The organism is Rhodococcus chondri (assembly GCF_036327435.1).
Classification (GTDB): Bacteria; Actinomycetota; Actinomycetes; order Mycobacteriales; family Mycobacteriaceae; genus Rhodococcus; species Rhodococcus chondri.
In genome coordinates this window covers 1-14,765 of the sequence record NZ_JAUZMZ010000123.1, presented here as the reverse complement: position 1 = coordinate 14,765, position 14,765 = coordinate 1, and the positions used below count along the sequence as shown (strand labels likewise).

Sequence of the window (14,765 nt, the reverse complement as noted above, 5' to 3'; positions counted from 1 at the left end):
CCCGGATCAGCGGTCCAGCGACCCCTGTACCGCAGCCTTCACCAGGCAGGTGTGCAGTGTCAACGTGAGCGCTGCCAATTCGCGCACCATTTCCTCGGCGCGCTCCCGCGCGCCCGCATCGCGGCCTTTCGCGATCGGGCCGGCAATCTGAGCGACGAGCCCGGCCTCGCGATCGGCGGCAAGTTTGAACGCGCGCAGGTGCCGAACCTCGAGGCCGAACTCGGACATGGCTCGGGCAGTGCGGGCGAGCAGCACCGCGTCGTCGTCGAAGAACCCGGCCGGCCCCGGGACGAGAAGACCGCCGCCGACGAGTTCGGTCAGGAAGGCCGCGTCGATCCCGGCTCGTTCGCACAGGTCCTCGCGGCTGACGCGGACTTCCCGATCGGTCCGCAGGTCCTCCGGCGACACCTCGCCGCGCGCCACTGCCAGCGACCGGGGCCGCTTCGGGCGGGCATCGACCGTCCCCACCGTCGCGGCACCACGGTCGATCGCCTCGAGTTGTTCCTTGATCACCTTCAGCGGCAGATACTGGTCGCGCTGGGCGGTGAGGACGTAGCGCAACCGCTCGCAGTCCGCGATGGAGAACCGCCGATAGCCCGAGGGCGTGCGCTCCGGACTGATCAGGCCTTCGGCCTCGAGAAACCGGATCTTCGAGATCGTCACGTCCGGGAATTCCGGGCGAAGGCGGTCGAGTACGGACCCGATCGACATGCCCCCCGGTGCCGGCGAGTGGGCAGCGGTCATCAGCTACCTGCGCCCTGGGTGCCGCGCGGACCGGTCAGAAACACAAGCCGGAACTTTCCGATCTGAACTTCGTCACCGTTGGCGAGGACGGCGGAGTCCACCGGCTCCCGGTTGACATAGGTGCCGTTGAGGCTGCCGACGTCGACCACCTGGAAATCGCCTTCGTCCTGACGGAACTCCGCGTGCCGGCGGCTCACGGTCACGTCGTCGAGGAAGATGTCGCTGTCCGGGTGCCGGCCGGCGGACGTCGTCGGCTGGTCGAGCAGGAAGCGGGAGCCCGCGTTGGGACCGCGTTTGACGACGAGCAGCGCCGACCCGGCGGGAAGCCCCTCGACTCCCGAGACCGGGGTTTCGGTCGGTGCCGCGGACGTGCCGGTGCTCTCCAATTCGTTCAGGAAGTCGGCGCGAAACACCGAAGTGGTTTCCGCAGGGGTTTCCTCGTAGCCCGCGTTGCCGTTCTCGCTCACCGTTTCTCCTTATCCGTTCGATCCCCCGGAGTGTCCCCGAGGATCGCTAATTCGTTCGCCACAATCACATTCGACACGGCACACGTCCTATCTGACCGTACCCTGCTGGGGATCGGGAATGCAGGTAGTCGCAGTCACGTTACCGCCCGAACTGTCAGCTTTCAGTGATCTCGCGGTAGCCGTCCGCGTCGAGAGTGTGTTCGAGGGCGGCGTCGAGGTCTGCTTCACCGGCAACCTCGACCTCCACGAGCCAGCCCGCACCGTATGGGTCACTGTTGACCAGTTCCGGGTTGGACTCCAGTTCGGTGTTGACCGTCACCACCTTCGCGGTCAGGGGCGCGAACACGTCAGAGACGCTCTTCGTGGACTCGACCTCACCGAAGGACTCCCCTGCCGTCAGTTGGGAATCGACGTCCGGCAGCTGCACGAACACCACGTCGCCCAGCTGCGACTGCGCGTAGTCGGTGATGCCGATCCGGGCGGTGGCGGTTCCTGTCCGCTGCAGCCATTCGTGCTCCGCCGTGTAATGCAATTCTGCGGGGGTCTGCAACTCGCTCACGGGGGGTCCTTTCGGCGGTGACATTCGGCACGAACGTCGGATTCAGTTACCGGGCTGAGAGTATTGGCGCGGTTCGATCTCCCGCAAGGCGGGTACGTCGACCTGCAGCGATTGTTCGATCACCAATGTGCCGCCGGCGCGGGCGACGGTGTCGACGACGCCGCCGGGGATGTTCAGTGCGGCTGCGAGAGTGGGGCCGTCGCCGATCGCGGTGATCGTGTAGGGCGGGCGGAGGGGCCGGTCGTCGACGATCACCGACCCGGCCGCGCCGGTGACCCAGGACTCGGTGCCGATGCGCACAGCCGTGCCGTCGACGCCCGCGATCTGCATGGTGTCGGCGCCGGCGGCGCGCAATTCCTGAATCGTGTCGAGGAGCACGTCGGCGCCGACACCGCCGAGCGGATCGGTCAGCGTGAGAACGACTCCCGGTCCGGTGGCCGGGACGGTGCCCAGTTGCAGCGACAGGGTGCGCAGCCGTGCCTGCGCCTCGGCCAGGGCCGCATCCGAGCCGTCCTGTTCGAGGCCGGCCAGTGTGCGTTCGAGCGCGGTGATCTCCTGCCGGAGCGACGCCTCGCGGCGGTTGAGGTTGTCGAGGATGACCAGCAGGTCGGCCGGCCGGGCCGAGTCGAGGGTGTCACCGGCGCCGGTGTTCTTGACCTGGGTGGCGATGGCGGTACCGAGGAGCAGGAGCAGCACGCCCGCCAGGACGGCGAACACGACTGCGGAACGTGGCTTCTCGGGCTGTTCCGCGGGCGGCGGTGATGTCTCGTCTTCGGTCATCGTCAGGCTCCGAACAGTCGGCGCCGCAGCGCCGCGGCGTTGCCGAAGATGCGGATGCCGAGGACGACGATGACGGCGGTGGACAGTTGCGTACCGACACCGAGTTGGTCTCCGAGCCACACGATGAGCGCGGCGACGAGGACGTTGAAGACGAAGGACACCACGAAGACCTTCGCCTCGAAGATGTCGTCGAGATAGGCGCGCAGTCCCCCGAAGACCGTGTCGAGTGCGGCCACGACCGCGATGGGCAGGTACGGCTGGACGATCTCGGGTACCTGGGGGCTGAACACCACCCCTGCCGCGATCCCGAGGGCGAGGGCCAGCACCGCATACAGTGCGTGGCCGTGTCGAACGTGTTTCGGCCGGACCTGGTTCATGGGTTCCCCGCTTCTTGTGCCGCTCCGACGCCGCGCGCAGCAGCGGCGGGTAGTTCGAGTTCGGTCTCCTCGGCGATCGTGAAACCTACCCCGTAGAGCTGCTGGATGCCCGCCAGGCGCAGGTATGCGTCGCTGACGACGAAGTCGGTCTGAAGCCGCGCCGGCGGTCCCACCGCAGAAACGGTGTACGGGGAGAAGACCGGTTGGTTGTCGACGAGCATCGCTCCCCCGGCCTGGCGCATCGTGACGCCGGGGCCGATGCGCACACCGCCGACGGCGATCGCTTCGGCGTCGGCGGCCCACAGCGCGTTGACGACGGCCTGGAGGTCGCGGTCGAGGACCGCGGCGGTGCTGAGGGCAGCTTCGCGTTGTGTGGGGTCCGAGAGGTTGGGTCGGGCCGAGGGGTCGGTGAGGGTGACGGTGATGCCCGGGCCGCGGACTGCGGTTGCCGCGGCGGCGTCCTGGGCTCGGCGCAGCGCGTCGAGGACTGCGGCGCCTTCCGCGTCGTCGGCGAAGAGCGTGTTGCGTTGCTGTTCGACGGTCTCGGTGAGTTCGTCGCGGCGGGTGACGAGCGCTGCGGTGCGTTCTTCTCCCGATCGGACGGCGGTGAGCATTTCTGCCCGCGCCTGGTCTGCATCCGGTTCTCGGGCGTCGCTCTGGGCGTAGCCGATTCCGAGTACGAGGCCGGCGAGGATGCCGCCGAACACGAGCCATGCCCGGGTCCGTGCCGGTGTGGGCGCCGTCCCGCGCGCCGCGCGGTGGGCGGCAGCCGCGGCGTAGCCGGGATCGAGGTGGTCCTCGAGAAGGGATTTGAGGAGTGACGGGACGGGATTGCGACGGATCTGCTCCCAGCGGCGACTCATTCGGTGGGACTCTTCCTCGCCACCGGCACGCTGCGGGCGATGCGCCCTGCCTGAAGCAGATACAACAGTCCGGTCCAGACGTACAGCACTGTTCCCCAGATCAGTGCGGCCCATCCGAGGGGTTCGACCAGTGGGGCGGCCGACGGCACGGCCACCGCACCCAGGAGCATCGGGAGCGCGCACATGAGCAGGAACGTCGCGCCCTTCCCGAGGTACAGAACCTCGGGGGGCGGCAGGCCGCGCCGGCGGTAGACCGACAGTGTCGGCGCGAGGACGAGTTCACGTCCGATCAGGATGGCGGCGAGCCACCACGGGATGATGTCGCGTGCCACCAGCGCGACGAGGGTGGTCACGACGTACAGGCGGTCGACGAGGGGGTCGAGCAGCGCGCCGAGCCGCGATCCCTGGTCGAGGAGCCGGGCGAGTTTCCCGTCGGCCCAGTCGGTGATGCCACTGACGATCAGGATCGTCAGGGCCCACCCGTCGGCGTGCGGTACGAGGACCAGATAGAGGAACAGCGGAACTCCGAGGAGCCGCACGAAGCTGAGCAGATTGGGGACCGTGAAGATGCGATCGGAACCGGGCCGGGCGTCACCCGTGGTCGTCGCGTCGGTCAATTTCGGTCCGTCCCTCATCCGTCGTCTGCCTGCCGTGGTTGTGCTCCGTCAGCCTGCCACACTCGGCGGCCGGTCCGGTGCGCGGCAGCGTCACCGCCAGGCGAAGACGGGCTGCTCGAGACCGTCGACCCGGGTATGCCGGCGACGCAGCACCACTTCGCGGAATTGATACACCACGGCCGCGGTGGGCGCGTGGATGAGATGGCCGCGGAAGGGCCATTGGATCACCGGCTTGTCCGATTCGGGAATGGACACGAATCGGGGTTCGGCGTCGAGTTCTCGGCTGGTGACCGAGAAGAGGACGTCGACTTCGTCGGGGCTGGGCTTCAGGTCGGCGATCGTGGTCTCGGACCACACCACGAAGGGGGACATCACATATCCGGAGCGGGTGATGTAGTCGTCGAGGCGGCCGAGGATGTGTCCGGATTCGGCCTGCAGCCCGAGTTCTTCGTGGAGTTCGCGCAGTGCCGCTTCGTCGGCCGTTTCGCCGGGATCGAGCCGGCCGCCGGGAAGCGCGAACTGTCCTGGGTGCGCACGCAGCCGGGTGGGGCGTCGGGTCAGTGGCATCACGGGGTTCCCGGCACCGTCGTCGAGGACCGCGACGACGACGGCGGCGTGGCGGCGTCCGTCGAGCGGTATGCGGCGCGATTCGAACCCGTCGAGCGCGGCCTTGACGGCATCGCGTTCCAGGGCGTTCGCAGAGTCGGGGGCGTTCGGGGCTTGCATGCCTCTGACAGTAGGGCGTCGGTGCGGTGATGGGCAGGCCGCGTCCCGCACGCATGGTGTCAGTAGCTCCGTCCGACGATCGCGAGGAGTTCTTCGCGTGGGTGTGCGGCTTCGGGCACGGTGCCGTCTGCGGTCTGGAGGCAGCGGACACTCGCCCCCTGCGCGTTCAGTGCTCGTTCACTTTCCGGGCCGAGCAGCCGCCACGGGATGCGTGCGAATCCGGTCTGCGCGACCTCCAGCGCCTCGGGACCGTGGTGGCTTCCGCGGTGCGGTCGGCAAGCCGGGCACGGTCGCCGCCGCGAACTCCCGCGACAGAACGATCTTTTCGCGGGTGTCGCGTCGGGCGATTGTGACCTGTCCGTGTTCGAGGTCGCGGGGTCCGATCTCGATCCGCAGCGGCACGCCTTTGAGTTCCCATTCGGTGGTGCGACGGCCGAACCCTTGATCGGTCCGGGTGTCGAGTCGTGCCCGGACGCCCGCCGCCGCCAGTGCGGCGAGGAGGTCGGAGGCCGCGGTGAGGGTGCGTTCGTCGTCGCGGACCGCGAGCACGACGGCCTGGACGGGGGCGACCGCGGGAGGCAGCCGCAGCCCGTGATCGTCACCGTGCGACATGATCAGTCCACCGACCATGCGGGTGCTCGACCCCCACGACGTGGTCCAGCACGTCCTGCAGGAAGTCACGGTAGACCTCGAGGTGGACCTGCAGGGCGTAGGCGGCGGCCTCATCGCGAGTGGCGTGCGCGGTGTGCCCTTCCTGCCAGAGAAACTCGGTGGTGCGCAGGAACAGTCGTGGGCGCAATTCCCATCGCACCACATTCGCCCACTGGTTCAACCGCATCGGCAGGTCGCGGTACGACTGCACCAATCCGGCCATGAGCTCCCCGAACGTGGTTTCGCTGGTGGGCCGGACCACGAACGGCTCGGGCAGCGCCTTACCGCCGGCACAGGTGACCACGGCGAGCTCGGGGTCGAATCCTTCCACGTGTTCGGCCTCGCGGTCGAGATACGACCTAGGAATGAACAGCGGCAGATAGACGTTTCTCGGCGCCCGCGGCCTTGATCCTGGCGAGGAAAATCCTGGCGCTGGGAGGTCCACACGCCCGGACGTTGCGCGGCGGTCATCGGGGCTATTTTAGTGCTTGGAAGCTCTTGATTCTGTATATTATGTGGTTCCGTCAGGCCCGGAGTACTCACCGGGCCGACGTCCGCCGGCGGACCACTCGGCGATTCGCCTTCCGCCCCCGGGCCGGACGCGCCATAGTGTTGCGGTACGAGAGGAAAGACATGACGGACGCGCACACCGAACCCGCCGGGCTCGATCTCCCCCGCCTGACGACCTACCTCGAAACACACCATCCGTCGCTTGTCGACGGCCCACTGTCGGCGCACCTGATCAGCGGTGGCAAATCGAACCTCACGTACGAGCTGTCCGACGGGCATCGCCGCCTGGTGCTGCGCCGGCCTCCGCTCGGGCACGTGCTGGCCACCGCGCACGACATGGCGCGCGAATACCGGGTGATGACAGCGCTTTCCGGCACCGCCGTGCCGGTCCCCCGCACCCACCTGCTGTGCGACGATCCCGACGTGCTCGGCGCCCCGTTCTACGTGATGGACCTGGTCGAGGGCACGCCCTATCGCACCGCGGCCGAACTCGAACCCCTCGGAGCGGACCGCGTCCGGAGGATCTCCGAGCGTCTCGTCGACACCCTGGCCGCCCTGCACGCCGTGGACCCGGTAACGGTGGGCCTGCAGGATTTCGGGCGTCCCGACGGGTTCCTCGAGCGGCAGGTACGGCGCTGGCACACCCAACTCGGGCATTCCCACAGCCGCACGCTCGACGGCGCCGACGAACTCCACCGCCTGCTCGTCGCCCGGCTTCCCGAGTCCGGTGGCTCGGGCATCGTGCACGGCGACTACCGGCTCGACAACCTGCTCGTCGACGCGCACGACGAGGTCGCGGCCGTGCTGGATTGGGAGATGGCGACTTTGGGAGATCCGCTGACAGATGTGGCATTGCTGCTGGTGTATCAGCGACTCGCGCGTACGGATGCCGCGTACGCGGTGTCGACCGTGTCGCGCGCTCCGGGTTTCCTGGACGACGAGGCACTGCTGTCCAGATACGCCACCGCGAGCGGCCGGGACCTGGCAGACCTGGACTTCCACCTCGGCTTGGCCTATTACAAACTCGCCGTGATTCTCGAGGGCATCTACTTCCGGTACCGCGAGGGCAAGACCGTCGGGGCAGGATTCGACTCGATCGGGGCCGGGGTGGAGCCGCTGCTGCAGGCGGGCATATCGGCACTGGCACCGCACCCCTGACTCTCGTCGCCCGACGCCGCAGGCGACGGCGCGCAACGAGCAGGCGGGACGGTTCCGTTGTCCGCCTCGGGCCACATCTCCAATCAGGGTGGCGCGCACGAAGGTACGCTGCGCGCATGCCACATCCCGTCATGTTCGACGAGACCGATCCGTTGCTGGCGCGGGTACGCGAGCTGGCGCTCGTCTTTCCGGGTGCTGCCGAGAAGATTTCGCACGGCCGGCCGTTCTTCTACACGAAGACGGCGTTCGCCGTATACGGCGGCGGGGTCAAGGACACCGGCGCGCAGTTTCCGCGGTCGCTGATCGTCAAACCCGATGCCGGTGAGCGCGAGGCCCTCCTCGCGGCGCCGCACGGCTATCCCCCGGCCTACCTGGCTCCGTCGGGATGGATCGGATTCGATCTGGATCGGGACGACGTGGACTGGGACGAGGTGGGTGAGTTGCTGGATATGTCCTTCCGGGTCACCGCGCCGGCGAAGCTGGTGCGCGAGTTGGATGCCCGCGCCCGTTGAGCCGCGTGTCAGGGCACGGTGCGGTCAGTCGGCGGCACCGGCGATGTTCACCATCCAGCTGACGCCGAACCGGTCGGTGCACATCCCGAAGGTGTCGCCCCAGGGCGCACGTTCGAGCGGCAGGTCGATGCGCCCGCCGTCGGACAGCCGGTCCCACCAGCCCTGCAGCTCGGTGGCGTCGTCACCGCTCAACGACACGGAGAAATTGGTGCCGGCGATGTAGTCGGCGCGGTCGGGGGTGTCGGCACCCATGAGCACGAAGCCGCCGTCGGTGGTGAGCATCGAGTGCATCACCTTGTCGCTTTCGGCGGGGTCGTCGCTCACGCCGAAGTCACCGAAGGTGCTGATGGTGAGTTCTCCGCCGAACACCGAGCGGTAGAACTCCATCGCCTGCCGCGCGGTATCGCGAAAGCCGAGATACGGGTTGAGTCGAGTCGTCACGGTCGTCAGCTCCTGTGGTCGGAGGATGGTGAATGGTTCACACGGTCCGACTCGTCGGGCGAGCATTTCTCATCGTGATCGCCACCTTCGATCGCGGACAGCCACTTTATTCGGTAAATATTACTGTTCCGTTCTACCCGGATTATCGGTCCGTCTGCTCGCCTTCGGGCCGCGGAGCCGACACCGTGCCGGTACGTCCGCTCAGGTCTCGAGGTGCTTCTGTAGCCCGGTCAGCGTGCTGTCGACCAGCCCCTTGATCACGCGGTTACGTAGGAACCCCGGCAGGGGCAGGTTGTGGTGGATGGTCAGCCGATAGGTCACCGACGTCGTGTCCGGTCCGAGTGATTCGAGCTGATACTCCCCCTCCTGGCCCGTCTGCAGGCGCCCTTCGACCATCGTCCAGCTCATCCCGTCGTCGCGGTGCCGGTAGGTCAAGACGTAGCTGTCGGTGCCGACGGTGGCAGAGGCCTTGAACCGGGCGGTGCGAGGCAGGCCGGTGGACTCGTCCACCTCGAGAACTTCGGCCTCGAGGATCTCGGGGATCCACTCGGGTTGACTCCCCAGGTCTCGGATCGTGCTGAGCACCGTGTCCGGGGACGCCTTGATCGAGACGGTCTTGCCGGCGCTGTCAGTCGGCATCGTGTCCCTCCCCGTAGTAGCCGGCGCGGAGCAGGTCGGTGAGCTCGCTGATCAGCGGCATCCGCGGGTTGGTGCGGTTGCTGAGATCCTGGAACGCGGTCATCGCCAGCTCGGGCAGCGCCGCGAGAAACTCGTCCTCGCGGACCTCGATCTCCTGCAGGGTGCGGGGCACACCCAAGCGGCGCAGCAGATCCTCGACGCCCTGGAAGAGCCGGCGGCGACTCTCCTCCGGTTCGCGACCCCCGAACACGATCCGCCCGAGCTGGGCATACTTGTCCGGCGCGACGTAGGCCGAATAGCCCGGCGCCGGCATGAACTTCGTGGGCAGGCTCGCGTTGTACCGCAGGGTGTGGGGCAGGAACACCCCGTTCACCCGGCCGTGGGCGATGCCGAATCGGGCTCCGACGGCGTGCGCAAGCGCATGGTTCGTCCCGACGAACGCGTTCGAGAACGCCAGACCGGCGAGCGTGGCAGCGTTGGACATGTCGGTGCGCGCGGACAGGTCGTTCGGATCGTCGTACACCCTCGGTAGCGCCTCGAAGATCAGGCGCGCGGCCTGGACGCAGAAGGCGTCGGTGTAGGGCGAGGCGAAGATCGAGGCGGCCGCCTCCAATGCGTGGGTCAGCGCGTCGACGCCGGTGTCTACCGTCAGAGTGCGCGGCATGGACATCGTGAGCAGGGGGTCCACTACCGCCATATCCGGCACCAGCGAATAGTCGACCAGGGTCTCCTTGCGGCCGGCGACCGTGAGGACGGCCGCGGGTGACACCTCCGACCCGGTCCCGGCGGTCGTGGGAATCGCCACCAGTCGCAACTGGTGGGGGTCCTGCGGGTAGTCGGCCATGCGCTTGCGGGGGTCGAGGAACGGCAGGGCCAGTTCCTCGAGTTCCTTCTCGGGATGCTCATAGAAGAGTCTGATCGCCTTGGCTGCGTCGATCACCGAGCCGCCACCGATGGCGACGAGCAGATCCGGAGGAAACTGCTCGAGCAGTGCGACGCCGCGGCGAATGGTGGCCTCGTCCGGCTCGGGCTCGACCTCGCTGAATACCTTGATGTGTTCCGCGCGCAGATGGCGGCGCAGTTCGTCGACGACACCGCGCTGTTCGCTGAGCGCGTCGGTGATCACCACCACGCTGGTGCAGGCGACGTCGCGCTCCAGCGCGCCCGCATTGAAGAACGTGTTGGACGGCACGCGGAACCACTGCGGCGGCGTGCGCCGGTGCGACACCGTCTTGATATTGAGCAGTTGCATGTAGTTGACGTTCTCGGTGGTGCTCGAGCCGCCCCACGTGCCGCACCCGAGGGAGAAGGTCGGGGTCAGATTGTTGTAGATCCCGCCGAGCGCCCCGACCGCGGTGGGAGCGTTGACGAGGATCCGGCCGGTGCGGACGGCCAGCGCGTACGCGTCGATGACGGCCTGGTCCTGGGCGTAGATCGCGGAAGTGTGGCCGAGGCCGCCGTGCTCGGTGACGAGGACGGCGGCATCGATGCCGTGCTGGACGTCGCGGGCCCGCACGAGGCCCAGGACAGGCATCAGCTTCTCCTGCACCAGCGGGTGCGCGGCGAGCCGGTCGAGATCCGACGGTAGGGGCGCCAAGAGCACCTTGACCGACTTGTCCACGGTGAAGCCGGCGCGTGCGGCGAGTTCGGGAGCCTGCTGACCGAGGGCTTCGAGGTTCACCTTGTCGCTGCAGCCGAACGCGAAGTCGGCGAGCGCCTCGGCTTCCTCGTCGGTGAGCAGGTGAGCACCCATCCTTTCGAATTCGGCGACGGTGGCCTCGTAGATCTCGTCGTCGATGATGCAGGTCTGTTCGGCGGGGCAGATCACCGACGCGTCGAAGGTCTTGGAGATCAGGATGTCGACGACGGCGCCCTTGATGTCCGCCGTGCGGTGCAGGTAGATGGGGGCGTTGCCGGGACCCACCCCGAGGGCGGGCTTTCCGGCGGCGTTGGCGAGAGAGACGATCTTCTGCCCGCCGGTGACCCAGATGAAATCGACCCCCGGGTGTTTGAACAGGTAGTGGGTCACTTCGTGTGCGGCGTCGGGAATGACCTGCAAGGCGCCGGGAGGCATACCGGCCGCCTCGGCCGCCGCGCGCAGTATCTCGACCGTGCGTTCGCACGATCGCACCGCGAACGGCGACGGCCGGAATATGACCGCGTTGCGGGTCTTCGCCGCCACGATCGCCTTGTAGAGCACCGTGGAGGTGGGGTTGGTGACCGGGGTGATGGCCAGCACGACCCCGATCGGTTCGGCGACGCGGACGATGCTGCGCTCGAGATCCTCCTCGATCACTCCCACGGACTTCTTGTCCTTGAGGTAGTCGTAGAGGAACTCGGTGGCCACGTAGTTCTTGACGACCTTGTCCTCGAACACGCCGAAGCCGGTCTCCTCGATGGCCACGGCGGCAAGTTCCGCGGCCGCCCGGATCCCGGCCCGCACCATCGCTTCGACGATCGCGTCGACCTGCTGCTGGTCGAGCGCGCGGAAGGCCTCCGCGGCGGTGGTGGCGGTGTCGACCACCGCGTCGACCTCGTCGTAGCGGACGGAACCCTCTCGGACGGCGGAGGTGTTCTCCGCCGTGGACGCGTCACCGGTGCGACCGACAGCTCGGGATTCGGTGTTGGTCATGATCTCTCCTCGCGCTGGAGATGCCCGTCGGTTCTCGGTACGGACGAGCCCTCGTTCGGGACAGTACCCGCGCACACCGGTGTTGAGAGCGGTCTTTGGACCCTGTCGAGGGGCCCGAGTTCTGCGCGACGGCCACGACCGCCTCCGCCGCGTCACGATTCGGATGGCGCTCGGGACCGGGACGGCGGGCAGTTTTCAGCGGACACGACGAAGGCGGCCCCGGATGATTCCGGGACCGCCTTCGTCGTCGGTCGGGCTGACAGGATTTGAACCTGCGACCACTTGACCCCCAGTCAAGTGCGCTACCAAGCTGCGCCACAGCCCGTCCGCGCTCTCGTCGAGCGCTCGTTGAGATTACAACAGGGACGGACCGATGCACCAATCGCCTGGTCAGAGGGTCATTCTGTTGCGCCGGTTACTTACGGCGCTCGCGCTTTTCGCGTACCCGCACGGAGATCCGGACGGGGCTGCCGTCGAATCCGAATTCTTCGCGCAGTCGGCGTTCGAGGAAGCGGCGGTAACCGGCCTCGAGGAACCCGGTGGTGAACAGCACGAAGGTCGGGGGCCGGGTCGCCGCCTGGGTGGCGAACATGACCCGGGGCAGCCGTCCGCCGCGCATCGGCGGGGGTGTGGCGGCCACGACTTCCTTGAGCCAGTTGTTGAGCCGGCCGGTGGAGATGCGCTTGTCCCACGATTCGAGCGCGGTTTCCATGGCGGGCACCAGTTTCTGCACCGCGCGTCCGGTCTTGGCGGAGATGTTGACCCGCGCCGCCCACGGCACCCGCAGCAGATCCCGTTCGATTTCGCGGCCCAGTTCGTAGCGCCGGTCCTCGTCGACGAGATCCCACTTGTTGAAGGCGATGACCATGGCGCGACCCGATTCGACGATCATCGTGATCACCCGCTGGTCCTGCTCGGTGATCGGCTGGGACGCGTCGATCAGCAGGACCGCGACCTCGGCGGCTTCGATCGCGCCGCGGGTGCGCAGCGAGGCATAGAATTCGGCGCCGGACGCGCTGTTGACGCGCTTGCGCAGACCGGCCGTGTCGACGAAACGCCACGGCTTGCCGCCGAGTTCGACGAGAGAATCCACCGGGTCGACGGTGGTTCCGGCCACGTCGTGCACGACCGAGCGTTCGTCGCCGGACAGCTTGTTGATCAGGCTGGACTTGCCGACGTTCGGCTTGCCGACCAGCGCGACACGGCGGGGTCCACCCCCCCCGGTGCCTTCGCGGGGGGTCGCGGGCAGCACCTCGAGGAGCTGGTCGAGCAGGTCGCCGGTGCCGCGGCCGTGGGTGGCGGAGACCGAGTACGGCTGGCCGAGGCCCATCGACCACAGTGCGGCGGCCTCGGATTCGACCCGGTCGTCGTCGACCTTGTTGGCGACGAGGATCACCGGGGTCTTCGAGCGGCGCAGCACCTTCGCGACCGCTTCGTCGACGGAGGTGGCGCCGACGGTGGCGTCGACGACGACGATGATGGCGTCGGCGGTGCGCATCGCGACTTCGGCCTGGCGGGCCACGGACTGCTGCAGGCCTTTCGCGTCCGGTTCCCAGCCGCCGGTGTCCTGCACCATGAAGCGGCGGCCGTTCCAGTTCGCCTCGTAGGACACCCGGTCGCGGGTCACGCCCGGCACATCCTCGACGACGGCTTCGCGGCGCCCGATGAGGCGGTTGACCAGCGTGGATTTGCCGACGTTGGGGCGACCGATGATGGCCACGGTGGGGACCGGCACGAACTCTTCGAGGTCGCCGCCCTCCCCCAGTTCGATGTCCCAGTCCGATTCCTCGGACCAGGTGCCGTCGTCCGGGAATCCGGTGCCGGAGGAGTCGGGTGTCACGGCGGCGCTCTCTGGGCCGCTCCCGTCTGTTCGGCGACCACCGCGACCAGCGCGGTAATCACCTCGTCGATGCTCATGTCGCTGGTGTCGACCACCACGGCGTCGTCCGCCGCGCGCAGTGGGGACACTGCCCGGGTGGAGTCGAGGTGGTCGCGGCGCTGCACCGCGGTCAGCACCGCCGTGTAGTCGTCACCGCGGCCCTCGGCAATGTTCTGGGTGTTGCGGCGGTGGGCGCGGGCCTCCGCCGACGCGGTGAGATAGATCTTCACGTCCGCGTCGGGAAATACCACGGTGCCGATGTCGCGGCCCTCGACGACCACGCGACCGGCGTCGCGGCCGAGCCGCTGCTGCGCGGCGACCAGCAGGTCGCGGACCTGCGGGACCGCGGAGACGGCCGAGACAGCGCCGGTGACCTCGGCGCCCCGGATGACGTCGCGCACGTCCTGCCCGTCGAGGCGGATGTCCTCGACGGCAGGGTCGATGCCGATCGCCCACGGCAGGGCTGCGGTGGCCGCGGCGATCGCGGCGGGGTCGGTCAGGTCGGTGCCGCGGCGCAGAGCGTGCAGCGTCGCGACCCGGTACATCGCCCCGGTGTCGAGATAGGCGGCGCGCAGGTGCCGGGCGAGTCGCTTGGACACGGTGGATTTTCCGGTTCCGGACGGCCCGTCCATCGCCACGATCAGCGGCGTGGTCACAGGCCCACCGCCTGGTACAGGCCGCCGACCTCGTTGCGGCCGAGAACGCGCAGGGTGCCGGGCCGCTGGTCGCCGAGCGCGACGGGGCCGATGTCGGTGCGGACGAGCCGCACGACGGGGTAGCCGACGTGGTCGAGCAGGCGGCGCACGATGTGCTTGCGCCCCTCGTGCAGTTCGAGGCGGATCAGGGACTGACCCTCGTTGATCTGCAGCAGGGAGAACGCGTCGACCTTGGCGGGGCCGTCCTCGAGTTCGACGCCGGCCTTGAGTTGCTTGCCGATGCCTTTGGCGAGCACGCCCTTGACGGTGGCCAGGTAGGTCTTGGTGACCTCGAAGGAGGGATGCATGAGCCGGTGCGCGAGTTCACCGTCGTTGGTGAGCAGCAGCAGCCCTTCGGTGTCGGCGTCGAGACGGCCGACGTGGAAGAGCCGCTGGCCGGCGGCGATGCGTTCGGAGACGATGTCGCCGACACAGGGTCGGCCCAGGTCGTCGGACATGGTGGACTGCCACCCGCGGGGCTTGTTGAGCACCAGGTGCACGAGATCCTTCTTGAC

The 14,765-nt window shown here is 68.2% G+C and carries 16 protein-coding genes, 1 tRNA gene and 1 pseudogene; 2 read left to right on the top strand and 16 right to left on the bottom strand.

The window, feature by feature from the left end; translation table 11 throughout:
* Nucleotides 1-6 precede the first annotated feature (6 nt).
* The 9 genes and pseudogenes from ftsR to Q8814_RS26545 form a co-directional block, all read right to left on the bottom strand.
* Nucleotides 7-744, bottom strand: coding sequence for a transcriptional regulator FtsR (ftsR, locus tag Q8814_RS18880; protein WP_330153523.1), 738 nt, complete (start codon nucleotides 742-744; stop codon nucleotides 7-9).
* Nucleotides 744-1,211 (bottom strand): glycogen accumulation regulator GarA, encoded by a 468-nt coding sequence (garA, locus tag Q8814_RS18875; RefSeq protein WP_330153522.1) that lies wholly within the window; start codon nucleotides 1,209-1,211, stop codon nucleotides 744-746. Before garA ends, ftsR begins: the two co-directional genes overlap by 1 nt.
* Before the next feature lie 154 nt (nucleotides 1,212-1,365).
* Nucleotides 1,366-1,794 (bottom strand): glycine cleavage system protein GcvH, encoded by a 429-nt coding sequence (gene gcvH / locus Q8814_RS18870; RefSeq protein WP_330153521.1) that lies wholly within the window; start codon nucleotides 1,792-1,794, stop codon nucleotides 1,366-1,368.
* Between the two features lie 18 nt (nucleotides 1,795-1,812).
* A complete protein-coding gene (locus Q8814_RS18865) occupies nucleotides 1,813-2,550 on the bottom strand; it encodes a DUF881 domain-containing protein (protein WP_330153520.1) in 738 nt (245 codons plus the stop codon).
* 2 nt (nucleotides 2,551-2,552) lie between these two features.
* Nucleotides 2,553-2,927 (bottom strand): small basic family protein, encoded by a 375-nt coding sequence (locus Q8814_RS18860; RefSeq protein ID WP_330153519.1) that lies wholly within the window; start codon nucleotides 2,925-2,927, stop codon nucleotides 2,553-2,555.
* On the bottom strand, nucleotides 2,924-3,790 hold the full coding sequence (locus tag Q8814_RS18855) for a DUF881 domain-containing protein (protein WP_330153518.1): 867 nt from the start codon (nucleotides 3,788-3,790) through the stop codon (nucleotides 2,924-2,926). The genes Q8814_RS18860 and Q8814_RS18855 overlap by 4 nt, the downstream gene beginning before the upstream one ends.
* A complete protein-coding gene (locus tag Q8814_RS18850; RefSeq protein WP_408015935.1) occupies nucleotides 3,787-4,425 on the bottom strand; it encodes a CDP-alcohol phosphatidyltransferase family protein in 639 nt (212 codons plus the stop codon). Before Q8814_RS18850 ends, Q8814_RS18855 begins: the two co-directional genes overlap by 4 nt.
* A gap of 72 nt (nucleotides 4,426-4,497) precedes the next feature.
* Nucleotides 4,498-5,133 carry an NUDIX hydrolase gene (locus Q8814_RS18845; protein ID WP_330153516.1) on the bottom strand — a complete coding sequence of 212 codons (636 nt, stop codon included), beginning with the start codon at nucleotides 5,131-5,133 and terminating at the stop codon, nucleotides 4,498-4,500.
* Between the two features lie 336 nt (nucleotides 5,134-5,469).
* A pseudogene (locus Q8814_RS26545) lies at nucleotides 5,470-6,172 on the bottom strand (His/Gly/Thr/Pro-type tRNA ligase C-terminal domain-containing protein); the annotation flags it as partial.
* A 245-nt stretch (nucleotides 6,173-6,417) separates the two neighbouring features.
* On the opposite strand from Q8814_RS26545, the gene Q8814_RS18830 reads away from it, so the two are divergent.
* A complete protein-coding gene (locus tag Q8814_RS18830; RefSeq protein ID WP_330153513.1) occupies nucleotides 6,418-7,452 on the top strand; it encodes a phosphotransferase family protein in 1,035 nt (344 codons plus the stop codon).
* A gap of 116 nt (nucleotides 7,453-7,568) precedes the next feature.
* Nucleotides 7,569-7,964 (top strand): MmcQ/YjbR family DNA-binding protein, encoded by a 396-nt coding sequence (locus Q8814_RS18825; RefSeq protein WP_330153512.1) that lies wholly within the window; start codon nucleotides 7,569-7,571, stop codon nucleotides 7,962-7,964.
* Nucleotides 7,965-7,988: 24 nt separating this feature from the next.
* Here the strand turns inward: Q8814_RS18825 and Q8814_RS18820 are convergent, their stop codons facing one another.
* From Q8814_RS18820 to Q8814_RS18790, 7 genes are all read right to left on the bottom strand, one after another.
* Nucleotides 7,989-8,405, bottom strand: a complete 417-nt coding sequence (locus Q8814_RS18820; RefSeq protein WP_330153511.1) for a VOC family protein — start codon at nucleotides 8,403-8,405, stop codon at nucleotides 7,989-7,991.
* Nucleotides 8,406-8,606: 201 nt separating this feature from the next.
* Nucleotides 8,607-9,044 carry an SRPBCC family protein gene (locus Q8814_RS18815; RefSeq protein WP_330153510.1) on the bottom strand — a complete coding sequence of 146 codons (438 nt, stop codon included), beginning with the start codon at nucleotides 9,042-9,044 and terminating at the stop codon, nucleotides 8,607-8,609.
* On the bottom strand, nucleotides 9,034-11,676 hold the full coding sequence (gene adhE, locus Q8814_RS18810) for a bifunctional acetaldehyde-CoA/alcohol dehydrogenase (protein WP_330153509.1): 2,643 nt from the start codon (nucleotides 11,674-11,676) through the stop codon (nucleotides 9,034-9,036). Before adhE ends, Q8814_RS18815 begins: the two co-directional genes overlap by 11 nt.
* 251 nt (nucleotides 11,677-11,927) lie before the next feature.
* Nucleotides 11,928-12,001, bottom strand: a tRNA-Pro gene (locus tag Q8814_RS18805).
* Nucleotides 12,002-12,091: 90 nt separating this feature from the next.
* Nucleotides 12,092-13,516: a ribosome biogenesis GTPase Der gene (der, locus tag Q8814_RS18800; RefSeq protein ID WP_330153508.1), complete on the bottom strand. Its 1,425-nt coding sequence runs from the start codon at nucleotides 13,514-13,516 to the stop codon at nucleotides 12,092-12,094.
* Nucleotides 13,513-14,187, bottom strand: a complete 675-nt coding sequence (gene cmk / locus Q8814_RS18795; protein ID WP_330153524.1) for a (d)CMP kinase — start codon at nucleotides 14,185-14,187, stop codon at nucleotides 13,513-13,515. Before cmk ends, der begins: the two co-directional genes overlap by 4 nt.
* A gap of 20 nt (nucleotides 14,188-14,207) precedes the next feature.
* A partial coding sequence (locus tag Q8814_RS18790) for a pseudouridine synthase (protein ID WP_330153507.1) occupies nucleotides 14,208-14,765 on the bottom strand: 558 nt, incomplete at its 5' end.